This is a genomic window from Nocardia sp. NBC_01329 (assembly GCF_035956715.1).
GTDB lineage: Bacteria > Actinomycetota > Actinomycetes > Mycobacteriales > Mycobacteriaceae > Nocardia.
Genome location: NZ_CP108381.1, coordinates 5,669,010 through 5,694,702, shown reverse-complemented (window position 1 = coordinate 5,694,702; position 25,693 = coordinate 5,669,010). Strand labels below are relative to the sequence as shown.

The 25,693-nt window shown below is 67.9% G+C and carries 19 protein-coding genes; 14 read left to right on the top strand and 5 right to left on the bottom strand.

Annotated features, from left to right (window positions below; all coding sequences use genetic code 11):
* Positions 1-208 precede the first annotated feature (208 nt).
* A complete protein-coding gene (locus tag OG405_RS25830; protein WP_327149001.1) occupies positions 209-1,096 on the top strand; it encodes a L,D-transpeptidase in 888 nt (295 codons plus the stop codon).
* Between the two features lie 360 nt (positions 1,097-1,456).
* On the opposite strand, the gene OG405_RS25825 is transcribed toward OG405_RS25830, so the two are convergent.
* From OG405_RS25825 to OG405_RS25815, 3 genes are all read right to left on the bottom strand, one after another.
* Positions 1,457-3,517 (bottom strand): M13 family metallopeptidase, encoded by a 2,061-nt coding sequence (locus OG405_RS25825; protein WP_327149000.1) that lies wholly within the window; start codon positions 3,515-3,517, stop codon positions 1,457-1,459.
* Positions 3,518-3,620: 103 nt separating this feature from the next.
* On the bottom strand, positions 3,621-4,100 hold the full coding sequence (locus tag OG405_RS25820; RefSeq protein WP_327148999.1) for a DUF4190 domain-containing protein: 480 nt from the start codon (positions 4,098-4,100) through the stop codon (positions 3,621-3,623).
* 114 nt (positions 4,101-4,214) lie between these two features.
* Entirely contained in the window at positions 4,215-4,994 is a 780-nt protein-coding gene (locus OG405_RS25815; protein ID WP_327148998.1) for a pirin family protein, read from the bottom strand.
* Positions 4,995-5,194: 200 nt separating this feature from the next.
* Here OG405_RS25815 and OG405_RS25810 point away from each other — a divergent pair, with 200 nt between their 5' ends.
* The 5 genes from OG405_RS25810 (at position 5,195) to OG405_RS25790 (ending at position 9,554) form a co-directional block, all read left to right on the top strand.
* Positions 5,195-5,698 carry an NUDIX hydrolase gene (locus tag OG405_RS25810; protein ID WP_327148997.1) on the top strand — a complete coding sequence of 168 codons (504 nt, stop codon included), beginning with the start codon at positions 5,195-5,197 and terminating at the stop codon, positions 5,696-5,698.
* A 10-nt stretch (positions 5,699-5,708) separates the two neighbouring features.
* Positions 5,709-7,100 carry an MFS transporter gene (locus OG405_RS25805; protein WP_442790610.1) on the top strand — a complete coding sequence of 464 codons (1,392 nt, stop codon included), beginning with the start codon at positions 5,709-5,711 and terminating at the stop codon, positions 7,098-7,100.
* 121 nt (positions 7,101-7,221) lie between these two features.
* A complete protein-coding gene (locus OG405_RS25800) occupies positions 7,222-7,977 on the top strand; it encodes a LamB/YcsF family protein (protein WP_327148996.1) in 756 nt (251 codons plus the stop codon).
* A gap of 18 nt (positions 7,978-7,995) precedes the next feature.
* Positions 7,996-8,685, top strand: coding sequence for a 5-oxoprolinase subunit B family protein (locus tag OG405_RS25795; RefSeq protein ID WP_327148995.1), 690 nt, complete (start codon positions 7,996-7,998; stop codon positions 8,683-8,685).
* On the top strand, positions 8,682-9,554 hold the full coding sequence (locus OG405_RS25790; RefSeq protein ID WP_327148994.1) for a biotin-dependent carboxyltransferase family protein: 873 nt from the start codon (positions 8,682-8,684) through the stop codon (positions 9,552-9,554). Before OG405_RS25795 ends, OG405_RS25790 begins: the two co-directional genes overlap by 4 nt.
* 13 nt (positions 9,555-9,567) lie before the next feature.
* Here the strand turns inward: OG405_RS25790 and OG405_RS25785 are convergent, their stop codons facing one another.
* Positions 9,568-11,220: a DUF4185 domain-containing protein gene (locus OG405_RS25785; protein ID WP_327148993.1), complete on the bottom strand. Its 1,653-nt coding sequence runs from the start codon at positions 11,218-11,220 to the stop codon at positions 9,568-9,570.
* Positions 11,221-11,329: 109 nt separating this feature from the next.
* Between OG405_RS25785 and OG405_RS25780 the strand changes: the two genes are divergently transcribed.
* Entirely contained in the window at positions 11,330-12,154 is an 825-nt protein-coding gene (locus tag OG405_RS25780) for a hypothetical protein (RefSeq protein WP_327148992.1), read from the top strand.
* A gap of 8 nt (positions 12,155-12,162) precedes the next feature.
* On the opposite strand, the gene OG405_RS25775 is transcribed toward OG405_RS25780, so the two are convergent.
* The gene (locus OG405_RS25775; RefSeq protein WP_327148991.1) at positions 12,163-13,623 is read right to left on the bottom strand and encodes a CCA tRNA nucleotidyltransferase; all 1,461 of its coding nucleotides are present in this window, start codon (positions 13,621-13,623) and stop codon (positions 12,163-12,165) included.
* Positions 13,624-13,954: 331 nt separating this feature from the next.
* Here OG405_RS25775 and OG405_RS25770 point away from each other — a divergent pair, with 331 nt between their 5' ends.
* The 7 genes from OG405_RS25770 (at position 13,955) to trxA (ending at position 25,547) form a co-directional block, all read left to right on the top strand.
* On the top strand, positions 13,955-14,491 hold the full coding sequence (locus OG405_RS25770; protein ID WP_327148990.1) for an NUDIX hydrolase: 537 nt from the start codon (positions 13,955-13,957) through the stop codon (positions 14,489-14,491).
* Complete coding sequence (locus tag OG405_RS25765; RefSeq protein WP_327148989.1) at positions 14,488-17,103, top strand: DUF6049 family protein; 2,616 nt, start codon at positions 14,488-14,490, stop codon at positions 17,101-17,103. The genes OG405_RS25770 and OG405_RS25765 overlap by 4 nt, the downstream gene beginning before the upstream one ends.
* 1,288 nt (positions 17,104-18,391) lie before the next feature.
* Positions 18,392-22,225 carry a murein biosynthesis integral membrane protein MurJ gene (locus tag OG405_RS25760; protein WP_327148988.1) on the top strand — a complete coding sequence of 1,278 codons (3,834 nt, stop codon included), beginning with the start codon at positions 18,392-18,394 and terminating at the stop codon, positions 22,223-22,225.
* A 287-nt stretch (positions 22,226-22,512) separates the two neighbouring features.
* Positions 22,513-23,070, top strand: coding sequence for an RNA polymerase sigma factor SigM (gene sigM / locus OG405_RS25755; RefSeq protein WP_327152523.1), 558 nt, complete (start codon positions 22,513-22,515; stop codon positions 23,068-23,070).
* A gap of 134 nt (positions 23,071-23,204) precedes the next feature.
* The gene (locus tag OG405_RS25750; protein ID WP_327148987.1) at positions 23,205-24,068 is read left to right on the top strand and encodes a hypothetical protein; all 864 of its coding nucleotides are present in this window, start codon (positions 23,205-23,207) and stop codon (positions 24,066-24,068) included.
* 116 nt (positions 24,069-24,184) lie between these two features.
* Positions 24,185-25,174 carry a thioredoxin-disulfide reductase gene (gene trxB, locus OG405_RS25745; RefSeq protein ID WP_327148986.1) on the top strand — a complete coding sequence of 330 codons (990 nt, stop codon included), beginning with the start codon at positions 24,185-24,187 and terminating at the stop codon, positions 25,172-25,174.
* Positions 25,175-25,214: 40 nt separating this feature from the next.
* Positions 25,215-25,547: a thioredoxin gene (gene trxA, locus OG405_RS25740; protein ID WP_327148985.1), complete on the top strand. Its 333-nt coding sequence runs from the start codon at positions 25,215-25,217 to the stop codon at positions 25,545-25,547.
* Positions 25,548-25,693: the final 146 nt, after the last annotated feature.

The window sequence follows — 25,693 nt, the reverse complement described above, 5'->3', positions numbered from 1 at the left end:
TCCGCGTTGCGCCACAACCAGTCGGGACCGCTCCACAACTCCACGACCGGCGACGCGCGGACGGCCTTTCGATAGGGCTCACGAGCCACACGACAGCCGTGGAGGGGCTCCACCAACTCCGCGAACACTCGCCGGGGTGCTCCGAAGGACGTACCGGCGGCCCACCAGCCCCGTGCGCTCCAGAGTCGAATGGACGGACGAACACTCTATGCATGTCTTCAACAACACCGGGTCGCTGCCGACCAGTCGCCGGACTTCGAACCGGCTTCGGCAGGGTGTCCTGTTGACGGCCGCGATCGCCACTGCCACCACGGTGGCCACCGCGCCCGCCTACGCGCTGCCCAACCTGCCCTCCGGTTCATCGGCCGGCGTCGCCGAACCCGTCCCGCCGGCGGCCGACTTCGCGCCACCCGCGATCAACCCCTCCGAGGGTGAAGAGGTCGGAATCGCGCAGCCGATCATCATCAACTTCAAGGATCCGGTCGACGACCGCGCAGCAGCCGAACGCGCCATCAAGATCACCCCGTCGGCCGATGTGGCCGGCCATTTCTACTGGTGGAGCGATAAGCAGGTGCGCTGGCGGCCGAACCAATTCTGGCCGGCACAGTCCGACGTCGTGGTGGAAGCGGGCGGCAGCCGCAGCGCCTTCCACGTGGGTGACGCCGTGATCGCCACCGCCGACGACAACACCAAGATGATCACCGTGACCCGTAACGGCGAGGTCGTGCGCACCATGCCGACCTCGATGGGCAAGGTGGACCACGAAACGCCCAACGGCACCTACATCGTCGGCGAGCAGAAACGTGAAATGGTCATGGACTCCTCGACCTATGGTGTCCCGATCGACGCCCCCGAGGGCTACAAGCTCGACGTCGAATACGCGACCCGTATCTCCAACAGCGGGATCTTCGTACACGCGGCACCGTGGTCGGTCGGTTCGCAGGGCTACGCGAACACCAGCCACGGCTGCCTGAACGTGAGCACCGAGGACGCGCAGTGGTTCTTCGAAAACGTTAACAAGGGTGACGCGGTGGTCATACAGAACACCCAGGGCGGCACCCTCAACACCGGCGACGGCCTGGGCGACTGGAACTGAGCTGTGTTGATCTGCCCCGCCTTCGGCGGGGCGGGTCGGGGCCCTATTAACCCCGGTTCTTCACTCCTACGCTCAGTCGCTGCGCTCCATCGCTTCGTCGCTCCAGAACCGGGGCGGGCCCCGACTGTATTGTTTGCCCCGCCTTCGGCGGGGCTGTCGGGGCCCTCGTGACCCCGGTTCTTCACTCCGGCGCTCAGTCGCTGCGCTCCTTCGCTCTGTCGCTCCAGAATCGGGGCGGGCCCCGACCACTGGGGTAGACCATCCGGGGAGGCTGCGCGGGTTCGACGGCGGCGGAACTGGGCAGGAGAACGGTGGCCTATCCGAAATTCGGGTGGGCCACCGTTCTGTCACCAGGTGGGGTCACCAGATCTTGACGCGCTCCTCCGGAGCCAGATACAGGGCATCCGCCGGCGTCAACTCGAAGGCCTCGTGGAACGCGTCGATATTGCGTACCACCGCGTTGCAGCGGAACTCCGGCGGGGAGTGCGGGTCGACGGCCAGGCGGCGCACCGCCTCCTCCGGACGCGATTTGGTCCGCCAGACCTGCGCCCAGCCGAAGAACACCCGTTGCAGCCCGGTGAGGCCGTCGATCATCGGCGCCTCCCGGCCGTCCAGCGATATCCGGTAGGCCTGCAGGGCGATCGACAACCCGCCCAGATCGCCGATGTTCTCGCCGATCGTGAACTCGCCGTTGACGGTGTGCTCGTCCGGCAGATCGACGGGGGAGAGTACGTCGTACTGGTCGATGAGTGCGCGCGTGCGCTTACCGAACTCGGCGCGATCGGAATCGGTCCACCAGTCGACCATATTGCCGTCGCCGTCGTACTTGGCGCCCTGATCGTCGAAACCGTGCCCGATCTCGTGGCCGATCACCGCCCCGATCCCGCCGTAGTTGGCGGCATCGTCGGCGTTCATATCGAAGAACGGCGGCTGCAGGATGGCAGCCGGGAAGACGATCTCGTTCATCCCCGGGTTGTAGTAGGCGTTCACCGTCTGCGGGGTCATGAACCATTCGTCGCGATCCACCGGACCGCCGAGTTTGTTCAGGTCGCGATCGTGATCGACGGCGTAGCCGCGCCGGTAGTTCCCGACCAGATCGGCCGGAGTCACCGTGATCGCGGAGTAGTCGCGCCAGCGGTCCGGATAGCCGATCTTGGGGGTGAACTTCTCCAGTTTGGCCAGGGCGGCCTGCCGCGTCGCCGGGCTCATCCACTCCAGCTCGGCGATATTGCGGCGATAGGCTTCGCGCAGATTGTCCACCAACCGCACCATCGCCGTTTTGGCCTCGGGCGGAAAGTGCTCGGCCACATAAAGTTTGCCCACGGCCTCACCGAGCAGATCCTGGACCAGCGACACTCCACGCTTCCAGCGTTCCCGGTTCTCCTGGGCGCCGGTCAATGTGCGGCCGTAGAAATCGAAGCTCTCCTCCACCACTGCCTCGGTGAGATAGGGCGCACGGGAACGCAATACCCGCCACTGCGCCCACAGCCGCCACTCCTCGACAGATTCCGAAGCCCACAGCTGCGCGAAGGTCCGCAAGTAGTCCGGTTGCCGGACAACCAGTTCCGCCAGCAGCTCCGGGCCGGCGCCGGAAACGCCCTCGGTGAGACCGCCGGCCCACGCGGTCCAGTCGAATTCCGGATCATCGGCCAGCAGGTCGGTGAAGGTCGTGAGGTTGTAGCTCAATTCGGCGTCGCGGCGGCGCACCACATCCCAGTGTCCGGCCGCGAGTTTGCGCTCGAGCTCGAAAACGCGAGAGCCCACCGACCCCGCGGGCACCAGTTCCGCGACTCGCGGATCGGCCGCCACCAGGGCGAACATCCGATCGATATGCGCGATGTAGCGTTCGCGTACCTCGGCGTATTCGTCGGAACGGTAGTAGGACTCGTCGGGTAGTCCGATACCGGACTGCGTCGCGTAGACGAGGTAGCGCTCCGAGTCCTTGTCGTCGGTATCGACATAGACGGCGACCGCACCGGAGACGCCGACACGCTGCAACCGGCCCAGCAGCCCGGCGAACTCACCGCGGTCGGTGGTCCGCGCGAGCGCGGCCAACTCCTCGACGATCGGCGTCAGCCCCAGCGATTCGACGGTATCGGTATCCATGAACGAGGCGAAGAGATCGGCGATCTTGCGCGCATCGCTGCCGGGTTCTCCCTCGGCGTTGCGAATGATCTCCTGGACATCGAGCTCCGCCCGGTCGTAAAGGGTGCGGAACGCGCCGTCGACCGCCCGATCGGCCGGGATCTCGTACCCGGTCAACCAAGCGCCGTTGACATGCGTGAACAGGTCGTCCTGCACCCGGACAGCCGGGTCGAGATGGGTCAGATCGATACCGGAGTGGCTGGTCGGATCGGAGTCGGCCGCCTCCCCATAGCTGGTGGGGATTCCCTGACTCACGACAGAGGGTTCCTGTTTCATCGACGGTCGCCTTCCTGCATCTGACGCGCTGATCTCCCGGTCACCAGCCCCAGTATGCCGGTGCCGGACGGGGGCGGGCCGGCCACGCACCCGGCCCGCCTGTTCAGTTGGTCGGCTCCGGGGGCGCGATCGTCACTCCGTATTGGTCCTCGATGCGCTGATTGAACTCGTCCTCACACTGCGAGACGGCGGTCTGGTCGCCGTTCGCGTTGCTCACACAGTCCACGAAATCCCGGCCGCCCGAATCCGACCAGATCCCCCAGCCGACGATGGCGACAACGATCACGCCGACGATGGCGAGCAGGCCGAGAATCAGGCCGATCACAGCCATGATCCCGCCGCCGCCGGTACCGCGTTTGGCCTTGACCAGGGCGATCACCCCGAGGATCACCGCGATCAGCCCGAATAGGATGCCGCCGGCGATCGTCCAGAAACTCAATACGCCGAGGATGCCGAGAACCAGCGCGGCGATCGCCATCCCTTTGCGTTTCGGCGATTCCTGCCAATACTCGGGCTGCCCGCCGGGACCGGGATAGGGCCCCGGTCCCGGCGCGGGATAGCCCGGGGGTGGTGGGTAGGACATACATTCCTCCTCAGCTGAACTGATCGAGACCCTGCGCTCGAATGATCTCGGTCCGCATATCATTGTCGAGGGTCCCTACCGCTCGGGTCGACCCCTATCCAGACTTTTCGGACGTTACCCGGCTCCGAGCCGAGCATGCATCTCCCAGATCAGCACTTCCGCCGGTTCCCGTGCGGTGAGCCGCTGGCCACCGGAAAAGGTCAGGCGCACGGCGTCACCCGCATCCAGCGGACCCGAGCCCTCCATCTCGACAGCCCCGCGGGCGACGAACACATGCAGATACGGCGCCTCGGGCAGATCCACCGTCGCCTGGCCCTCCGGCGCCAACTTCGCCACGTGCAGCGCCGAATGCGAACTGTTGATAGCGATCGCGGTCCGATCGCGATACCGCGGCAGCCCGGACGCGACGGTCACCAGCCCACCCGCGGCCAATTGGTCGTCGATCTCCAGCTGCTGATAGCCCGGTTCGATGCCGGGTTCGTCGGGCAGCACCCACATCTGCACGAAATGCACCGGCTCGTCGTGCTCGGGCCGATCGCCCTCGACTCGCCAGGAATCGTTCTTCTCCGAATGTCGTATCCCGGTGCCGGCGCTCATCCGCTGCGCGAGTCCCGGGTAGATGACGCCACTGTGGCCGAGCGAATCCTGGTGAACAAGGGAACCCTCCAGCACCCAGGTCACGATTTCCATATCGCGGTGCGGATGGGTGTCGAAGCCCTGACCGGGCAAGACGATATCGTCGTTGTTCACCAGCAACAGACCGTGGTGGGTGTTCTCGGGGTCGTAGTGCGCGCCGAAGGAGAACGAATGTTTGGAGTCGAGCCAGGATATCCGGGTTTTCATGCGGTCACCCGCACGATGTACATCGATATGCGGCGTCGGCAGCGTGGACATCGCACGACTCCTTTCCGGCTCGGGCACAATTACCTTTCCCGTATGTAGCAACTCGGCGATACCACGACCTCGTCGATTGTCCGCTCCCGGCATTTTACGCGAGCGGCCTCGGGGTGAACGGCTCGTGAGCAACAGGGGCGGTAATAGCGGTGTGGCACGTGTTTCGTCGAAAATGGATAAAAAGAACCAGGAGGTGGAAGATGCGCCCCGGAGCACTCGCGCGAACCGAACAACGGCTGCGTGCCGCCGCGCGGCGCGACGGTGTCACCGATCTGGTCGTCGGCGTCGCAGTGTTCCGGGACGGAAAACTACTGGTGGTGCGCCGGGTACCGGGTGACTATCTCGGCGGAATGTACGAACTACCCGGCGGCGGGGTCGAATCCGGAGAATCGCTCACCGAGGGCGTAGCACGGGAACTGCTCGAGGAAACCGGGCTGGTGGCCCGCCGTATCACCGATTTCCTCGGCTCGTTCGACTATGCGACCCGAACCAAAGCCAAGGTCCGTAAATTCAGTTTCCTGGTCGAGGCCGCGCCCGGTGAGATAACTCTGGACCCGGACGAGCACGACGATTACGCCTGGATTGATGCCCGCGACCTGGGCACCCTGCCGATGGCCCCGGACATGCGTGAGGCCGTCGACCTGCTGATCGCCGAGCGGGTGCCCGGACCAGCCGATATGCCTCGCGGGCTCCGGGGCGGGTAGCGTCGCGGCGGTGTCCAGCACTGCGCCCGAACCCACCACCACGGCCCGGACACCCGGAGGCGGCGGGCGCAGACACGATCTGTCGGCCCTGCGGGCGGCGATCACCGAGAGCCCCGGCGCGATCCGGTTGACCCTGGTGCGGTTCACCAGCCAGTTCGGCGACGGTATGTTCCAGGCCGCGCTGTCCGGCGCGATCCTGTTCAACCCCCAACGGGAAACCGATCCGCTCGCCGTCGCGGCCGGCTTCGCTGTGCTACTGCTGCCCTATTCGCTGATCGGACCGTACGCCGGCGCCCTACTCGACCGGTGGGATCGGCGACTGGTCATGCTGGTCGCCAACCTGGTGCGCGGCCTGCTGATCGCCGCTGTCGCGCTCGGGCTGCTCGCCGGCGCCCGCGCCGGCGCGTTGCTGCTGGTAGCACTCACAGTGGTCGGGATCAGCCGCTTCACCGCCGCCGGTGTGTCGGCGGCACTGCCGCGGGTGCTGTTGCAGCGTCGGCTGGTACCGGCCAATTCCGTCCTCGCCACCGTAGGTTCGGCGTGCGCCGCGGCAGGTGCCGGCGCTGCGGTGGCGGTGATCGGCGTAATCGGCGCCGGGGATGCCGGATCGGCTGCCGCCGTGGCCCTGAGTACGAGCGGTTCGGTGGCCGGGGTGGTGCTCACGGCCGGATTCCGGCCCCGCACGCTCGGCCCGGAATCGGACCCCGGAGATACAGCCGGCGCTGTCCGGGCGGTACTGGCCGGGCTGCTGGTCGGCGCACGCGCGGTCCGGCATTCGGTCGATGTGTCCACTGCGATGATCGGGATCGGAACCCACCGGATCGTGTTCGGCGCCAACACACTCGTCATGGTGCTGGTACTGAGGGAGACGCCGTCGCACGGCGCGGCGGTGGACAGCGGACTCATCGGTTTCGGCGTCGCGATCACCGCCACCGCCGCCGGAATGCTGCTGGCGGCCCTGCTGACCCCGCTGCTCATTCCACGCCTGGGCCGGCCCCGCACAATACTGCTCGCGCTGTCCGGCGCTATCGCCGTGCAGCTGGCGCTGGTCCTGCCGACCGCCCTCGCCCATTCCGCCGATACCGTGCACCGGGCCCACCAACTCCTGCTCGCCGGGGCATTCCTGCTCGGTCTCGCCGGGCAGACGATCAAGCTCACCGGTGACGCGGCCATGCAGATGGATATCCCCGACGACCGGCGCGGACAGGTTTTCGCCCTCCAGGACACGGTGTTCAATATCGGGTTCGTGCTGGCGGTCGCGATGACGGCGCTGGTCGTTCCGGCGGACGGCAGGTCACCGGTGGTGGTGCTGGCGGGGGCGGGGTGCTACGGCGCCGGGATCGTCGCCTTGCTGCTCAACAACCGCAGGCAGAGCCGACCGGCCGTCGGCGAGATCGGTTGACCGATCGGTCGCACCACGGCGGTATCCGCCCGGTCGCGCCGGTGGTCCACCGGCTGACCGAACACGGTGCGTGACACCCCGACCAGGTGAACAATGGAGACAGAGCCGGAAGGAGGATGCCGTGGGATTGGATCTCAACAGCGACCTCGGCGAGGGGTTCGGTGCGTGGAGCATGGGGGAGGATGCCGCCATGCTGGATATCGTGACCAGCGCGAACATCGCCTGCGGTTTCCACGCCGGCGACCCGTCCATCATGCGGCGCACCTGCGCGACAGCGGTGGACAAGGGGGTGCGGATCGGGGCGCATATCGGGTATCGGGATCTGGCCGGGTTCGGCCGGCGGGCCATGGCTGTGCCGCCCGATGAACTGCGCGACGAGACGCTCTACCAGATCGCGGCCCTGGACGGGTTCGCTCGGGCATCCGGTGACCGGGTGCGGTACGTCAAACCGCACGGCGCGCTCTACCACGCCGCCGCGGCCGATGCGGCCCTTGCCGAGGCCGTGGTCGGAGCCCTCCACGACTACGACCCGGCCCTGGCATTACTCGGTCCCGCTGGTACCCATCTCGAGAAATCCGCGCTCGCTGCCGGGACCCCGTTCGTGAGCGAAGGATTCGCCGACCGGGGCTACACCGTGGCAGGCGGGTTGGCCGCACGGGGAACCTCCGGCGCCGTTCTCGACACTGATACAGCTGTCGCCCAGGCGGTATCACTGGCGGAGACCGGCACTGCTCGGGTGGCGCACGGGGGCGGCACCGTGGCGGTCGCACCGGACAGCATCTGCGTTCACGGCGACACCCCGGCGGCGGTCGCGATGGCCCGGCGGATCCGCGCCGCACTGGAGGACGCCGGGATCGCCGTAGCGGCCTTCACCTGAACGAACGGAGCGGGTGACGTGAAATCGGCACGACCACAACAGATCCGGGAAACTGGCCCGGCGGCGATACGGTGTGCGGGCGACCGGGCCTTCCTGGTCACTCCGGCCGATCCGGGCCGGGTCGGCCAACTGGTCGCGGCGTTGTCCGAGCGAACCCCGGCCGGTGTGGTGGATTTCCTGCCCGCCGCGGAAACCGTTCTGATCACCCTGGATTCGGTGGGCTCGGCGGCCCGGGTGCGGCGAGGGCTGGAGCAGATCGTCGCCGATGTCAGCGCGACGGAACGCGATGTTTCCCGTGGAACATTCACCACCACAACCGAACCCCTACAAATCCCGGTGCGCTACGACGGTCCGGATCTCGAATGTGTGGCCGATATGCTCGATATGCGCCCCGAACAGGTGATTTCCGCCCACACCGCCGCAGTGTGGCACTGCGCTTTCGTCGGTTTCGCGCCCGGATTCGGATACCTCACCGCCGCCGACTGGCAGTCGAAGGTTGTTCGCCGGAGCGCGGCACGCACCCGGATACCGGCGGGATCGGTGGGTCTGGCCGATAGCTATACGGCGGTGTACCCCCGGGAGACCCCGGGCGGCTGGCAGCTCATCGGTACCACCGACCTGACCATGTGGGATACCGGCCGGGAACCGCCCGCGCTGGTGCGCGCGGGCGCCCGGGTGCGGTTCGTCGACGTGGATGCCGCCTCGTGATCGTGATCGAGCAGGTCGGTCCGCTGGCCACCGTCCAGGATCTGGGTCGCCCGGGCTGGTTCGATTCCGGTGTCGGCCCCGCCGGGGCGGCGGACCGTGGCGCCCTTCGACTGGCGAATCGACTGGTGGGAAACCCACAGGGGGCGGCCGGGATCGAGGTTCTGCTGGGCGGACTGACCCTGCGCGCCGAAATCTCACTACTGGTGGCGGTCACCGGAGCACCCGCCCCCGCCACCGTCGACGGGACCCCGGTGGGACATGCGAGCGTGCTGCATCTCGAACCCGGCCGACGGTTGCGTCTCGGTTTCACCCGGACCGGGTTACGCAGCTATATCGGCGTACGCGGGGGAGTGGATGTCGCACCGGTCCTGGGCTCCCGCAGTCACGACACACTGTCCGGTATCGGTCCGCCGCCGTTGCGCCGAGGCGAAACGATCCCCATCGGTCCACAACCCCGCGATTGGCCGAATATCGAGCAGGCGCCGCAGCCCGGTCCGCCCGGTCCGCCCAGGGCACTGCAGATCCGGGCACTGCCCGGCCCACGCGACAACTGGTTCACCGACCCGGGCGCCCTGTTCACCGGGCACTGGGCAGTGAGCGCCGATACCGACCGCGTAGGTGCGCGCCTCGACCGGGCGGAAGGACCACCGCTACAACGTATCTCGGCCGGCGAACTGGCCACCGAAGGTATGGCACTCGGATCGGTACAGGTTCCGCCCAGCGGGCAGCCGGTGGTCTTCCTCGCCGACCATCCGATCACCGGCGGCTACCCGGTCATCGCGGTGGTCGCCGACGCCGATATCGACCGCATCTCGCAGGCCCGGCCCGGTCAGCGGATCCGTTTCCGTCGCGTGGCGGGCCCCGGCTGAACTCGGACGACCGTCACGGTGCGGGCGGCTCGTCCGGCGGACTCAGCTGGGCGTGCAGTAGATAGACGTTGTAGGAATCCCACGCGGACACGGTGAAGTACAGGTCGCGCGACGTCGACCACGGATGGATGAAACCGCCGTAGGACTGGGGATAGTCGGCCGTCGATACGAGCTGGACCGGGTCTGTCCAGGTTCCCTGCGGGTCGGCGGCGGTCCGCAGGACGATCGCGCCGCGCGCCGGGTCGAGATAGCACATCTGCCATTGGCCGGTAGCCGGATCGACGCGCACCGACAGTTCGCTGGCGATCCCCGCCACCAGCGGTGTCGCCTGGTTCTCGGCCGCCGGTGCCCAAGTACCGCCGACCCAGTACTGATACGCCGATTTGTTCAGCACCTCATCTTTCGGGACCCGAGCCAGCCCGATCACACCGATCCGGCCGTTCGGGGTGCCGAACATGTAGACATGGTCCCCGTGCGGCACCATGGCCGCCACCTGGAACCGCCCGAGCCCGAACAGGTTCTCCCATCTGGCGTGCTGATCCTTGACCCAGGTGCTGCCGTTGTCGTCGGAGTAGGCGATACCGCCGTAGTTGGTCGACCACATACCCGGTACTCGGCTCCACGCGTTCACGGACATGAAGCTGAGATACTGCCGGCCGGCCAATGCGAAACCGGAGGTCGGAATGGTTGTGGTTTCCCAGTTCTTGATCTTGCGGCTACCCAGCAGTTCGGCGGCGTGACAGCGGCTGTCCTGGACCATCGTGTCCAGCGAAAGACCGTCGGCGAGATCGCGGTCGGTGCTGTAGCCCAGCACATTGCTGCGCCAGTCGGCATCGGGACCACCCGCGCCACCGGCCGACCAGCCCTTGCCGAACGTGTCACCGAAGACCACCGCGACCTCACCCGGTTTCGTCTCCCACATCAGCCCCAGGTCGGTGCCGTCGACCTGCCAGCGCATATCGGTCCGATTCCGCGAACCGTGCCCGGTCAGCTGCTCGACCAGCCGCACCGACTCGACCCGCGGCGCGGCGACCGGCGCCGCGACCGGACCTGGTTCGGCTGGATGCACAACCTGCGGCGGCGCCGGTTGCGGCGGAACGCCCGGACCGCCGGGCACGGGGTAGGGGATGGGTTCGATCTCCGGATCGAACCGCACCTCGGGCAATCGCCACGGCACTCCGGAACCGGACCCACTGCCCGAACCGCTTCCGCTCGCCGAACCGCTGTCCGGGGGCGGCGGCGGTGCGCCGAGCTCCGGTGCGGGCACCGGCGGTTTCGGCGTATCGCGGATATCGGGACACGGATTGTGGCAGGGATCGACGGGCAGCGGCTCCGGCGTGATCCGCGTATTGTCGGGCGGCGGATCCGGTACGGGCACCGGCTGTAGTCGCGGCACCGGAATCGGGATATCGATACGCGGGGGCACCTGTAGCGGCGGAGCGGGCGGCGCCGACGGATCGGGTTCGCGGGCCAGCGGATCGAAACCGGTCTCACCGCAGGCATTCACCGGTGGCGGAGCCCACGGGAACGGTGCGGAACGAGCAGGAACCGGAACGACCACATACCCCGCGAGAACCACGCCGAGGAAGGCGAGCCCGACCCGACCCGGCCGGGAACCCGGCACCACCCCGAACACAACTTTTCGTAGCCTGATGTCGAGTCCCATTGCCGGAATGAACCTACCCGAAACGGGCAGCATCCGTGCTGATTGATCGATGCCGGGTCGGCCTCCGCGTGGTGGCCGCCGCGCCGGCCCAGTAAGCTCACAGGTGATCATGGCCGCCTACTCCGATCCGCGATCGGCCTCCCCGTTCTCCGCGCTGCGGGCCGTCGAACTCGGCAGACGACTGTTCGAGCAGACCCGGCTGGAACAGTGGGTCAGATATACCACCGCCTGGATGGGACCGATGGCCGACCTCGGCGCCGGGACCGTCACCGCGCTGCTCCCGGACACTCTGCTCACGGTGCTGAGCGAAGGAATCCTGAGCCGATTCGGCGGGCAGGAGCTCAGCGCGACCCTGCTCGGCCACCAGCTCACCGGCACCCTGAACGTGCTGAAGGTGCGCCGCCGCGGCGCGCATTTCCAGACCAAGGCCGTGCTGCGGGAACTGCGCTGGGATGAACGGCCCATCGACGAGATCACCGTCATTTCACACGAGGTCAGGCTGGTCCCCGGCGTGCCGACCCGGGTCCGCGCCAACCAGATCGATATCGAGGGCACGGTCGGCCTGGCGACCGTGGTGGACTGGCTCGCGAGCCGGCAGCGGGAATGGGACCTGTCGGTCACCGAATCGGGGCTGATCCGCGCGGTACACCGCCGCAAACGCGTCACCGCCGAATTGGATGCCTCGATCACCGACGATGCACTACACCTCGAGATACACCGCGCCCACTGGGCCGGACTGCCGGTACCGAGGCGGTGGCGCGCAATGAACCCCATCCCGATGGGGGAGCTACCCCGGGGTGCCCGGGTGCGCTGGGCTGTTCGCGACGGCGCGCTCATCCGGTTCCGGATCGAACTGGCGCCGATCAGCGGGTCCTTCGACCTGACGCAGATCCGCTCCGCGATCGTGGCCGGAACGACGCTGATCGTTTTCTGACGGCACGATCAATTCTGGGTCTGCCACCATTGCTCGAGTGCCTGCTCGGCCTCGTCCCGAGTGAGCGGACCGCGATCGAGCCGCAGCTCCTTCAGGTACCGCCAGGCCCGTCCGACCTCCGGCCCCGGCGGCAGGCCCAGCAGTTCCATAATCGCGTTACCGTCCAGATCCGGCCGCACCCGGGCCAGATCCTCCTGCTCCTGCAACCGGGCGATCCGCGCCTCGAGATCGTCATAGGTGGACCGCAACGCCGCCGCCCGGCGCTTGTTCCGGGTGGTGCAGTCGGCCCGCACCAGCTTGTGCAGGCGAGGCAGGAGATCCTCGGCATCGGTGACATATCGGCGGACCGCCGAATCGGTCCACTGACCCTTGCCGTAGCCGTGGAACCGCAGATGCAGGAACACCAGGCGGGCGACATCCTCGGTGAACTGCTTCGGATACTTCAGCGCACGCATCCGCTTGCGCACCATCTTCGCGCCCACCACCTCATGGTGATGGAAACTCACCCCGCCACCGGACTCGTTGCGTTTGGTATCCGGTTTCCCGATGTCGTGCAACAGCGCGGCCCAACGCAGCACCAGGTCCGGATCGCCTTCCTCCTGGTCGATGGCCTGGTCGAGCACCGTCAGCGAATGCCAGTAGACGTCTTTGTGCTGGTGATGCTCATCGATCTCCAGTTTCATGGCCGGTACCTCCGGCAGCACCCGCTGCGCCAGACCTGTTTCACACATCATGTTGATGCCGTCGATCGGATGGGCGCCACCGATCAACTTGTCCAGCTCCGTTCGCACCCGCTCCGCGGTGATCCGATCGATCTCCGGCGCCATCTCGACAATCGCGCCCCGCACTCGCGGATGCACATCGAAACCGAGCTGTGCGACGAAACGCGCCGCCCGCAGCATCCGCAGCGGATCATCGTTGAACGAGTCCTCCGGAGCGGCAGGCGTATCCAGGACCCCGGCCAGCAGCGCGGCCATTCCGTCCAATGGATCCACGAACTCCAGCGACCCGTCCACCGCGATCCGGACGGCCATCGCGTTCACCGTGAAATCCCGCCGGACCAGATCGCCTTCCAACGTGTCACCGAAGCTCACCTGCGGATTCCGCGAAACCCGGTCATAGGTATCGCTACGGAACGTGGTGATCTCCAGCTGCTGCCCGTCCTTGGCCGCGCTCACCGTCCCGAACGCCAGCCCGCCGGTATCCCACAACTGATCGGCCCAGCCTCGTACGATCTCCAGCACCTGCTCCGGCTGTGCGTCGGTGGTGAAATCCAGATCGGTCCCGAGCCGCCCCAGCACGGCATCCCGCACACTGCCCCCCACCAGATACAGCTGGAACCCGTGCGCGGCGAACATCTCCCCGAGCGGAGTCAGCACATCGGAGAGCCGACCCAGAGTAATAGCGGCCGCCGCTAGCAAACGGGTACGGCGATCCTGCACAGCGTCGTCGGACTCGGTCGAAACCACAGCAGAACCTTACTGTGCTTATTTGCGCGCCTTCGGCGCGCGGGGTTGAGGCCCTGGAGGTCTCGCCGTTCAGGCCTCGGGACTCGCACCCTGGCCTGGGTGGGTTCACCTCGGCCGAAGGTGCTCAACGGTCGGTCCATCGGATGGCCGACCGCACGTCGCATGCGCTTCGAGGCCTGAACGGCGAGACGGCCTCAACCCTTCGGGGTGTCTCGTAGAACTCGACTCGGGTGGTTGCGTCGAGATTCGAGGGCTGAACGGCGGGACCCCAGGGGGCCTCGACCCGCGGCGCCGAAGGCGCCGCAAACAAACACTGCTCTAGTATTGCGTAGTGTCTCCGGCCGATCGTGCGAACAGTAGACGCCGCCAGCCGCGGCGTCGTGGTTCGGCCGGTGGTGCGGCGAAACCTCGCATGCGTACCGTGCGGGAGACCTCGGCCGGGGGTTTGGTGGTCGATGGTCTGGACGGTCCGCCGGAAACGCGCTGCGCCGCTCTTATCGGCCGTACCGACCGCCGGGGCCGGCTGCTATGGTCGCTGCCCAAAGGACATATCGAAGAGGGTGAATCCTCGGAGCAGACGGCGATCCGTGAGGTTGCCGAAGAGACCGGTATCCAGGGCGAGGTAGTCGCCGAATTGGGCAGTATCGATTACTGGTTCGTCACCGAGGGTCGGCGGGTACACAAAACAGTGCATCATTTTCTGCTGCGTTCGGTCGGTGGTGAATTATCCGACGCGGATGTAGAGGTCACCCAGGTCGACTGGGTACCGCTGAGCGAATTGAACTCTAGGCTGGCCTATGCCGACGAGCGCAGGCTGGCCGAGGTGGCGAACCGCCTGATCGACCGGATGGAGACCGGCAAGCGATGACGCGTGGACTGAGTCGGATCATGCTCGTGATCCTGACCATCCTCGGCTCGGCGGCGCTGCCCGCGCTGCTCGGATCCCCGGCGCGCGCCCAGCCGACGGGGTCGGCCGAGGACACCGCTGCGCCGCAGTTCTTGAAGTTGTCCCTCGATTCGGTGAGTCCCGGCACGGTCACCGCACAGAGTGATCCCATGCTGACAGTTGCGGGCACGGTCACCAATATCGGTGATCGCGGGGTGGACGAGGTGGCTGTGCGGGTGCAGCGGGCACGACCGGTTGCCGACCCCAGTGAGCTGCGCACGAGCCTGAAGCTCGATCAGGTGAACTACGAATTCCCGACGCCGTTCCAGGATGTGGCGGTGCGGCTGGAGCCGGGGCAGCGGCAGCAGTTCACCATGACCGTCCCGCTGCGGGATGCGGCGGGGACTTCACTGAATATCACCGAGGCCGGCGTGTACCCGCTGTTGCTGAACGTGAACGGGACCCCGGATTACGGCGGTCAGGCGCGGTTGGACGACGCCCGTTTCCTGCTGCCGGTGCTGGGTTTGCCGGCGGCTGCCGACGGTAGCGGTCCGCCGCGGCCCGCGCCTGCCACGCCGCCGGTGCAGACCACCCTGTTGTGGCCGCTGGCCGATCGTCCCCGCATGGTGGCCGGACAGACCGGTGACCTGGATCGGGAGGTCGAGCTGACCGATGACGAACTTGCCGCGTCGGTGAGCCGGGGGGGCCGGTTGGACGAGCTGGTGGGGGCGCTGGAATCGGTGTTCGCCGCCGATCGGGGCGAAGACGGCCCATCATCGGCGGTCTGTTTGGCGATCGACCCCGATCTGCTGCTCACTGTGCAGGCGATGACCAGCGATTATCGGGTTCTGGCCAGTCCGTCGGACCCGGACGGTGCGACCCGGCCCGGGGCCGGAACCGAATCCGCGAATGCATGGCTGGACCGGTTGCGGAATCTGGCGTCGTCGATGTGCACGGTGGCGCTGCCGTTCGCGCAGGTCGATATCTCGGCGCTGGCAGCGGCCGCCGATCCGGCGCTCACCGCGCGGGCACTAAATTCGCCGGCATCGATCGTGGATTCGATTCTGAACACCCGGTCCGTGCGCGGGGTGAGCCTGCCCGACGCCAGCAGTCTGGATCAGGGCGCGGCGCAGCTGTTGAAGGCGCAGGGGTTCGGGACGGCGGTGCTGGCGGGTAACGCGGTGGCCCCCGAAGGCGGTATCGGCGATCCGTACGCGGCCGTGCCGGATATGGTGCGGCTGCCAGGTGTGCCCGGTGCGGTTCCGCCGCCTGCCCCGGCACCGGAGTCCGGTGACACCCCGGACGCGGTCCCCGCCGGTGAACAGACTGATTCCGGAGTACCGTCCCCGGCGCAGACCCCGGCGGGCGCCGCGCCCTCGCAGGCGGGCGGCGGCGGCGCTTCGACGGCCGATCCGGCGCTGCGGGTGGCAACCTTCGATATCTGGCCCGCCGCCGCGTTGGCGGGGGTCGGTTCCAATCCGCCCACCCCGGCTTATGTTCCCGAATCGGCGCGGTACGCGGTGACCAACGATTCCCGGACCGCGCGGCTGCAGGACGCGCTGGGGGCGGTTTCGTGGCGGGCGCTGCAAACCGATCCGCGCCGCCCGCGCTCACAGTTGATCATGCCGCCGCAACAGTGGGGCGCGAATCGCGACGAGGCCGCCGCCCTGTTGCGGCAACTGGACCTGTTGGCCGAGAACAAGCTGGTCGATCCGCGGCCGTTCGACGATCTCGTCGGCCAGGCCCCCGATCCGGTCCCGTATCAGCTGACGCCGCTGCCGGAGGCTGCCGTGGAGGGGGTGCCCGGCTATTTCGCAACTCCCGCGCGCGACCAGTCCCACCGGATCTCCCAGTTGCTGCAGGCGATGGTCGAGGTGCCCGAAACGGCGCCTACCCCCCGCGCCTATCTCGACCCGCTGCGCGACGATCTGGTGCGCGCGCTGTCGCTGTCGGACCGGCGGGGCGGCCCCACCGCCCAGGCCGAGGTCTTCGCGCAACGCCGGATCGAGAAGGCGACGTCGACCGTGGACGAGATCTTCCGTTCGGTATCGGTGCTGCCGCCCGGTGGCGTGTACACGCTGGCCTCCGAGTCGAGCCCGTTGTTGCTGGTAGCACGCAACGACTTGCCCGTCTCGGTGCGGATCCGGTTCCGGATCGACGCCCCGCCGGAAACCAAGATCACCGATATCGGTGAGCAGTTGCTCCCCCCGCGGGGCACGCGGTCCTTCCAGATCCCGACCGAGGTCAGCGACAGCCGCAAACTCGTGGTGCCGATCTCGCTGAGCACACCGGATGGGGTACCGCTCGGCTACGCCACCTCGATCTCGGTGCGTTCCAACGCCTACGGTCAGATCCTCGCGATCATCACCGCGTGCGCGGCGGCCCTGCTGTTCCTGCTGGCCGGACGCCGGTTGTGGCGGCGGTTCCACGGCAAACGCGATCCGGCCGACAAGGGTATCGACCCCGGGCTCCGGCAGCGCGTCGTCCGGCTGGGCCGGGCCCGCCGCCGTGGACGCGGTCGTTCCGGGCCCGAGTCGACCGCCGAGGCCCAGCAGCCGACCGACCGCACGGTACGGGGCCGGGAACACGTGTAGTCGCGGATTCCGCGTTCCGCGCGGGTAGGCGGCCGGGCGTCGGCCGTGCACACGGTCGGGGGAGGGTGACCCGGACCCGCGTCCCATGGAAGATAGAGAGTGCGCACCGGCTGTCCGGAGATCCGTCCGGGTGTCGGTGCGCAGTCGGACGCGCCACCACCGCCGAACCGTACGGTCAGGCGCGCGTTGGTGCCGAGACAATGTGTTCGACGCGACACAGGGGACAACCGCCACGCGGAGTCCGGGCGATACAGGAGGCATGATGAGCGACGATGAATCCTCCGCTCATCGGCAGCAGCCCGGTCGACAGCCCGACGGTCCACGTGCCCGCCGGTCCCCCAGCGCACCGTGGGAGCGAGTGCATCGAGCTCCCGGCCCGGAGACGGATATGACGGGTCATCCGGGTGATCCGGAGCTCGACCGCGAACGCCCCGCCGCGTTCCGGGAGCCACCCCCGCAGATGCGCCGGCCCGAACGGCCCGGTGGACCGCCGGATCACGCCGTCCCACCCGGTCCCCGACCGGGCCCAGGGCCGCATCCGGGGGAGGACCGCTACGCGCCCACCCGGCAGCCGAACCCGGATCCGCGCATGCCCCGGAATCCAGCCCCGGGCCGGCCCCCGAGCCCGCCGTCCGGCGCGCGCCCAGCGGTCCCACCGGAGCAGCGATCCGCACCACCGTCCGGCGCGCGCCCGGCCGTCCCACCCGGCCTGCGATCCGCTCCACCGTCCGGAGCCCGCCCGGCCGACCAGCGATCCGCACCACCGTCGAGTGCGCAGGGCGCGGTCCCGCCGATGCCGGGGTCCCGGCCGCCACAGCCGCCCGGCCGCCCGCCGATGCCCCCCGGCCAGGGCCGGCCACCGGCTCCCGGTGCCCACCCCCGAGGCCGAGACCACCACGACGGCGGGCGCCCCACACAACGCCCGAGGCCCGACGGCGGCGCACCGGCGGGACCGCCCTCCGAACCGTTCCCCGCGCAGCGGATGAGGCCGATGCAACCGCCACCCGCCGCCGGGCCACCGCCACGGCGCCCGGGCCCACCGGACCGGCCGCTCCAGCCGTCCCCGGCACGCCCGCCGCAGGCGCCGGATTCTTCTCCTCGCATGCGCCCCGGCCGGCCGGGGCAGTCGCCCGGCATGCCGGGCGGGCCGCCGCATCAGCAGGCTCCACCGCGGCAGGCGCCGCCATCCCAGCCGTTCCGGCAGGTCCCCCCGGGCCGCGACCCCGTACAGCCCGCAGCGGACCCTGCCGCCGCAGCTTCCGCGCGCGGCCGGACGGGAACCGGGTCCATGGCCGCGGTCGCCGTCGCGGAGAAACCGGCGTCCGGCGCGGCACCGGAAAAAGGGGACGACAGCCAGGTCAGGCTGCTCAAGGATTCGGGATCCATCGCGATCGCCACCTTGATCAGCCGGATCACCGGTTTCGGTAAGCAGCTGCTCCTGCTGGCGGTGCTGGGCCCGGCGATCGCCAGTTCGTTCACCTCCGCCAGCCTGATCCCGAACATGATCGCCGAACTGGTGCTCGGCGCTGTGCTGACGGCGATCGTCGTGCCGACGCTGGTTCGAGCCGAACAGGAGGATCCGGACGCCGGTGCCGCCTTCATCCGGCGCCTGGTCACGGCCGCCTCGGTGATCCTGGGAACCGCCGCGCTCCTGGCCACCGCCGCCGCGCCGATCCTGGCGACCCATGTCTTCGTCTCCTCGAACGGCAAGGTCAACACCGCGCTCACCACAGCACTGACCTTCCTGCTGGTACCGGCCGTGCTCTTCTACGGCCTGTCCGCGTTGTTCACCGCCATCCTCAACACCCGGGGCGCGTTCAAACCGGGCGCGTGGGCGCCGGTGCTCAACAACGTGGTCGTTCTGGTGGTACTGGGTCTGTACGCGCTCACCCCCGGCGAGATCACCCTGGACCCGGTACGGATGAGCGATCCGAAACTGCTCGTCCTGGGATGCGGGGTAACCCTCGGCGTTATCGTGCAGGTGGTCAGTCTGCTGCCGGCGATCCGCCGCCAAGGGATAGATCTGCGCCCGCTGTGGGGCATGGATGCCCGGCTCAAGCAATTCGGCACCATGGCAGGTGCCATCATCCTGTACGTGCTGATCAGCCAGATCGGCGGCATCTTCGCGAACAATATCTCCTCGCAAGCCGACGAGGCGGGTCCGGCGATCTATCAGAACGCCTGGCTGCTGCTCCAGCTGCCCTACGGCGTCATCGGCGTCACCCTGCTCACCGCGATCATGCCCCGGCTCAGCCGTAACGCGGCCAACGACGACACCCCCGCGGTGGTGGACGATCTCTCGGCCGCCACCCGGCTGACCATGATCGCGCTGATCCCGATCGTCACATTTCTGACGGTGGCCGGTCCGCAGGTCGGCGACGCGTTGTTCGGCTACGCCCGGTTCGCCGAGGACGCCTCCCGGCTCGGTACCGCGGTCAGTTTTTCGGCATTCACCCTGATCCCGTACTCGCTGGTGCTGATCCACCTGCGCGTTTTCTACGCCCGCGAACAGGCGTGGACACCTACCTGGATCATCCTGGGGATCACCACGATCAAGATCCTGTTCTCGGCACTGGCCCCGTTCATCGCCGACAACAGCCAGCAGGTGGTGATCGTGCTCGGCATCGCGACCGGCCTCGGGTTCACCACCGGTGCGGTGATCGGCGGCTACCTGCTGCACCGCAGTCTCGGCGATCTACGAATGGCCAATGTGGGGCGGACGGTCAGCAGGGTGTTGCTGGCCTCGCTGGCCGGCGGTGCGGTCATGTTGATCGCGGACCGGGTCATGGGCCTGGACCGGCTGACCGAATCACTCGGCGGCCCCGGCTCCTTCATCCGGGTGGCGATCACGGGGATCGTCATGTTCGCGGTCGCGTTCGGCCTGATGCGCCTCGCGGGTATTCCCGAGGTCGTCGCCATAACCGTCGCCGTCTCCCGGCGTCTCGGCATCACCCCGCCGGCCCCGGAGATCGACCTCGGACCCGCCGAGGACGAATATGCCACCCGCATACTGCACCGCCGGGATCCGTATCTCGCGTACTCCGGCTTCGACTCGGCCATGGACGCACAGAGCACAATGGTGCTGCCCATAATTCGGCCGGACTCGGTTGAGCGCACCGGCTCGGGTCAGTTCCCGTACCCTGTTCGGCAGACGAGCACAAGAGGCAGGACCGCTGAAGTTGCGGCATACCAGGGCGAAGGAGGTCCGAGGGTGAGCGACGACGCGGTGGGCGAGCGCCCAGCCGCCGATTCTTCCTCGAATCCGGCGAGCGGTCGCCTGTCCACCGATGTTCCCCCGGAGCAGACGGAACCGGGCGACCCGCACACCCAGCGCGTGGGCGGAGGACCGTCCACGCACGATTCCGCGTACTCGGCGGAGCGGCGGCCGGAGTCGGGGGCCTACCCCGGCGACGGCGAAGCCGCCGGATTAGCGGATGAATCGGACGAGGGATACGAGCCGGAGGAATCCGGCGAACACGTCTCGGAAGAGCATCTGCACCAGGCAGGTTCGACGGTCTCGGCCACCGATCCGGTCTACGACACCGGCATGATCCCGGTACCGCCGATTACCCAGTCCAGCCGGGTACAGCGCGGGCCGAAACTCATCCCCGGCGCCTCGGTGGCAGGTGGCCGCTACCGGCTGCTGGCCGGGCACGGCGGGGCACGTGGTCTGCGGTTCTGGCAGGCACTCGATATCAAACTCGACCGTGAGGTCGCGCTGACCTTCGTCGACGCCGATCAGAAGTCCGCCGGTAATTCCGGCCAGGACGGCCCACAGGCGATCCTGTCCCGGACGCTGCGGCTGGGCCGGATCAATTCGCCGGGCCTGGCCCGGGTCCTCGATGTGGTGCGCGGTAGTTCCGGCGGCATCGTGGTCGCCGAATGGACTCCCGGGCGCTCGCTGCGCGAGATGGCCGAAACGGCGCCGTCGCCGATCGGTGCGGCCCGGGCCATCCGCGTCCTCGCCTCGGCCACCGAAATGGCGCACCGCAGCGGCGGAGCTCTGTCCATCGATCATCCGGACCGGATCCGGATCAGCGCGTCCGGTGACGCGGTGCTGGCCTTCCCGGGCACTCTCGGGGATGCCGACCCGCAGAGCGATGTCCGCGGTCTGGGCGCCATGCTGTATGCCCTCATGACCGCCCGCTGGCCGCTGCGCCAGGGCGGGATGAGCGGGAACGCCACCACAGTCGGCGGACTGCACCTGGCCGATTTCGGGCCCGACGGCACCCCGGTGGAGCCCCGCCAGATCCGTCCCGAGGTCCCGTTCGAGATCTCCGCGGTGGCAGTACGGTCACTGGAGCCGAACAAGGGCGTCCGGACCGCCGCCACCATCCAGCACGTACTGGAGCAGGCCTCGGTGGTGGATCAGAAGACCGATCTCATTCCCGTGCTGCGCCTCGGTCAGCGCGCACCGGCACCGGCCGACGAATCATTGGCCGATCCGGAGTTGCTCGCCGCCGAACGCGAGAAATCGCAGCGGATGATGTGGATCATGGTGGCCTTGGGGATCCTCACCGCCCTGGTCGTCGGCATCGTCATCTGGTGGCTGGTCAGCGTTTTCGCTCCGGGTGATTCCAGCGAGCCGCTCAACGAGCAGAAGGTCATCGGGCTCACCACCAGCCGAGCGCCCGATGCCTCGGAAACGCCGGCGGGCCCCTCGTCGGCGCCCGCGGCGGCCGGTGCGCCGGTGCCGGCCAGCGGAGTCGTCGTGTTCTCCCCGGAGGGCACCCCGGACGATCCTTCCGGCGCGGCCACGACGACCGACGGCGACCCCGCGACCGCCTGGAGCACCGATCAGTACTTCCAGCAGTTCCCGGCCCTGAAAAAGGGGGTCGGCCTGCTGGCGACACTGCCCAGTCCCGCAACCCTGACCAAGGTTTCGATCACTTCGTCCACCCCCGGAACCAGTGTCGAGATCCGTACCTCACCTACCGAGACGGCCACGCTGGACCAGACTCAGCTCGTCGGCACGGCGGTCCTCGGCGACGGGGTGACCGAGGTCCCGATCCAGACCGATCAGGCAGCACGCTATGTGCTCATCTGGGTCACCGGACTGGGCAATTCGGGCGCGCAGTTCCAGAGCTCCATCGCCGAACTCGGGTTCGAAGCCAAACCCTGATACCGCGATTCGGCCTCCACATCTGCGCGCGTGCGGAGGCCGAATCGGTTGCCGCAGAATCGTTTGCCGGGATATGATCTCGATCCGCGCTCTCAGCAGGGAGCCCGGCGGGATCAGGGGTACGATTCCGCACGCTGCCTACTCGCAGTGGTTGTCGGTGCCGGATCGCCGACCGTCGTTGCTGTCGTGAGCGCTGTCCAAGGGGTTGGCTATTGTCGTTCGAACTGAACGTGGGGGGTCGTGCAGGGACGACCGGGACCGGTGCGGCGGGAACGGGGGAATCCCGGCTGGATACGACAACCGATATAGATCTGCTGCGGGCGCATGTGAACGGCGCCCCACACGCTTTCGCCGCACTGATCCGCAGGCACAACGACCATCTCTGGCAGACCGCTGCACGGGTCTGCTACTCCCCGGAGGACGCGGCCGACGCCTTGCAGGAGGCGCTGCTGTCCGCGCACCGCAATGCCGCCTCCTTCCGCGCGGAATCCGGGGTCCGCACCTGGCTCCACCGGATCGTGGTCAACGCCTGTCTGGACCGGATACGCCGTAATCGCGCCCGACCCGCTACCTTCCTGCCGCCGGAAGTATGGCCCGAAATATCGGACGAATCCGATGATTACAGCCGGGTCGATATCTCACTCGTGCTCGAACGCGCGCTTTTTCAGCTTCCCCCGGACCAGCGTGCGGCGGTGGTCGCGGTGGACGTGGAAGGATACAGCGTCGCGGCCGCCGCGGAACTGCTCGGCGTTCCGGTGGGCACGGTGAAGAGCAGATGTGCCCGCGCCCGGCAGCGCCTGAAGACCGAACTGGATTCTCTGCACGTGGAGAGGAACCAGATGTAGCCCCGCCGCGTCAGTATCAGTGACACATTTTTCCTCCCGAACGGTATGTACCCGAGGGAGTAGGTAACCACCGGCCGCAGGAATCGGTACCCGAGTCAGATGGACGCAGCAGCAGCATTGGAGGTGTGCAGGTCATGAGCCCTATTCCGCAACCTCCGTTCACCGAGGAGTTGCTCGCCGACCTGCATGCCGGAAATATCGATCCGGAACTCGGCGCCCGCTTGTGGCCCGCGGTACAGCGGGACCCGGAGGCTAAACGCTACCTCGATTCGCTCGATAGGATCCGCGGGTCCCTGGCCGCCTTGGGTGGTTCGGAGCGGATCGCCCGCCCGATCCCCGGCGATATCGCCGCGCGCCTGAACGCGCTGGCCGAATCGCTGGGTGGGCCGCTCGGTGATTCGGTAGGGGATGCAACGTCGGTCGAGTTCACCGAGCCACTGGATAGCCGACCGCCCGGCCTCTTACACTTCCCGTCACCCTCTCCCGATTCTCCGATCCGCGATTTCGGGGACGCGAGTCCCGGAACACTTTCCGCGAATTCAGGCGCTGTCGCAGTCCCGATTCCACTCGACGCGCGCCGGCGGAGACGCCGTATCGCGGCCGCACTGTCGGCCGCGGCGGTGACCGTGGTCGCCGCCGGGGCCGCTTTCTTCGCCGTGAACGACTCCGATCACGCGACCGATCCCACAGCCGCCCCACCACTCTCCGAAAGCATCGAACCGAGCCTCGGTCTGGACACCGCGGTGGCCCTGCGCGCGCTCGGCCGAAACGATGTCCGCGGCCGGCTCGCCGACCCCGCCGCCCTCACGGCATGTGTGCGGGCCGTGGGAATCGACCGCCCGGTACTGGGGTCCACCGATATGGACTTCCGCGGCCGCGAAGCGGTGCTCGTTCTGGTCGGGGGGCGTAACGGCGCTCAGATCACCGCGCTCGTGGTCGGCTCCGGTTGCGGGCCCGGCAACCCCGAGGTCCTCGCGACCCCTACCGATATCGGCTAGGCACGCCTGGGCCCACGCCTCCGGCCGCACTCGCCGGGGCCGGGGGAGCGGGAACAAAGCGCGTCTACGCTGTTGTTGACCGAATCGTCCCCGCTAGCTTTCTCTGGAAGGGTCTCATGAGCACGCCAGTTCGCGACCTGATCATCGTCGGCTCCGGTCCGGCCGGCTACACCGCCGCCGTGTATGCCGCCCGCGCCGAGCTCCGGCCACTGGTGTTCGAGGGCACCCAGTTCGGTGGCGCGTTGATGACCACCACCGAGGTGGAGAACTTCCCCGGTTTCCGCGACGGCATCATGGGCCCCGACCTCATGGAACAGATGCGTGATCAGGCCAAACGCTTCGGTGCCGATATCCGGACCGAAGATGTGGATGCGATCGACCTGAGCGGTCCGGTGAAGAAGGTCACCGTGGGTGATGATGTGTACGAGGCATACGCGGTGATCCTCGCCATGGGCTCAGCAGCTCGCTACCTCGACGTCCCCGGTGAGCAGGATCTGCTCGGCCGCGGCGTCAGCGCATGTGCCACCTGTGACGGCTTCTTCTTCAAGGGCCAGGACATCGTGGTGGTCGGCGGTGGCGACTCGGCAATGGAGGAGGCGATCTTCCTCACCAAGTTCGCCGCCAGTGTCACCGTAGTGCACCGGCGCGAAGAGTTCCGGGCGTCCCGCATCATGCTCGAACGGGCCAAGGCCAACGAGAAGATCCGCTTCCATCTCAATGCCGAAGTCTTGCGGGTACACGGCGAGACCAGCGTCACGTCGCTGACACTGCGCGACACCCGGACCGGTGAGACCTCCGAGCTCGCCGCCACCGGCCTGTTCGTCGCCATCGGCCACGATCCGCGCAGCGAACTCGTCCGCGGCCAGATCGATCTGGACGCCGCGGGTTATGTGCAGGTCCGCGATCCGGGGACCCAGACCACTGTCGAGGGCGTCTTCGCCGCCGGTGACCTGGTGGACCACACCTATAGGCAGGCGATCACCGCGGCCGGTACGGGCTGCCGTGCCGCCATCGACGCCGAACGCTGGCTCGCCGAGAAGGGCGATATCACCAGCAATACGCTGTCGCACGCCGACCAGCCGGTCGATGTCGCCGTAGCGAACTGACCCCGCGGGCGAGTCGCGCCCGGAGATCAAGGAGAACACCATGTCCGAGAGCACCAATACGGTCACCGTCACCGACAAGTCGTTCGCCGACGACGTGTTGCTGAGCGAGAAGCCGGTGCTGGTCGATTTCTGGGCCACCTGGTGCGGGCCGTGCAAGATGGTCGCCCCGGTCCTGGAGGAGATCGCGGGTTCGCACGGCGAAAAACTCACGGTGGCGAAGCTGGATATCGACGCCAACCCCGAGACCGCCCGCGACTATCAGGTGATGAGTATCCCGACTATGATCCTGTTCGCCGGCGGCAAGCCGGTGAAGCAGATCGTCGGAGCCAAGGGCAAGGCCGCTCTCCTGCGGGAAATCGAAGACGTTATCTGACGTCTCGAATACGCCAACAGGCAGCCATGACATGGCGGCGCGCCGTAGTATGCCCTGACCAAGATTGTCGAATTCCGGTCCGGGTCTGACAGAATCGACCACGCTCCGTCGTGCGAGGGTATAGGCCGTCGCATGAGTGGGTACCC

What these genes read in the sequence shown, in the direction of transcription:
- OG405_RS25780 (WP_327148992.1), top strand. Translation starts at nt 11,330, where the DNA reads ATGGCCGCCTACTCCGATCCGCGATCGGCCTCCCCGTTCTCCGCGCTG.
- OG405_RS25785 (WP_327148993.1), bottom strand. Translation starts at nt 11,220, where the DNA reads ATGGGACTCGACATCAGGCTACGAAAAGTTGTGTTCGGGGTGGTGCCG.
- OG405_RS25750 (WP_327148987.1), top strand. Translation starts at nt 23,205, where the DNA reads ATGAGCCCTATTCCGCAACCTCCGTTCACCGAGGAGTTGCTCGCCGAC.
- trxA (WP_327148985.1), top strand. Translation starts at nt 25,215, where the DNA reads ATGTCCGAGAGCACCAATACGGTCACCGTCACCGACAAGTCGTTCGCC.
- OG405_RS25820 (WP_327148999.1), bottom strand. Translation starts at nt 4,100, where the DNA reads ATGTCCTACCCACCACCCCCGGGCTATCCCGCGCCGGGACCGGGGCCC.
- trxB (WP_327148986.1), top strand. Translation starts at nt 24,185, where the DNA reads ATGAGCACGCCAGTTCGCGACCTGATCATCGTCGGCTCCGGTCCGGCC.
- OG405_RS25810 (WP_327148997.1), top strand. Translation starts at nt 5,195, where the DNA reads ATGCGCCCCGGAGCACTCGCGCGAACCGAACAACGGCTGCGTGCCGCC.
- OG405_RS25830 (WP_327149001.1), top strand. Translation starts at nt 209, where the DNA reads ATGCATGTCTTCAACAACACCGGGTCGCTGCCGACCAGTCGCCGGACT.
- OG405_RS25815 (WP_327148998.1), bottom strand. Translation starts at nt 4,994, where the DNA reads ATGTCCACGCTGCCGACGCCGCATATCGATGTACATCGTGCGGGTGAC.
- OG405_RS25760 (WP_327148988.1), top strand. Translation starts at nt 18,392, where the DNA reads ATGGCCGCGGTCGCCGTCGCGGAGAAACCGGCGTCCGGCGCGGCACCG.
- OG405_RS25825 (WP_327149000.1), bottom strand. Translation starts at nt 3,517, where the DNA reads ATGAAACAGGAACCCTCTGTCGTGAGTCAGGGAATCCCCACCAGCTAT.
- OG405_RS25765 (WP_327148989.1), top strand. Translation starts at nt 14,488, where the DNA reads ATGACGCGTGGACTGAGTCGGATCATGCTCGTGATCCTGACCATCCTC.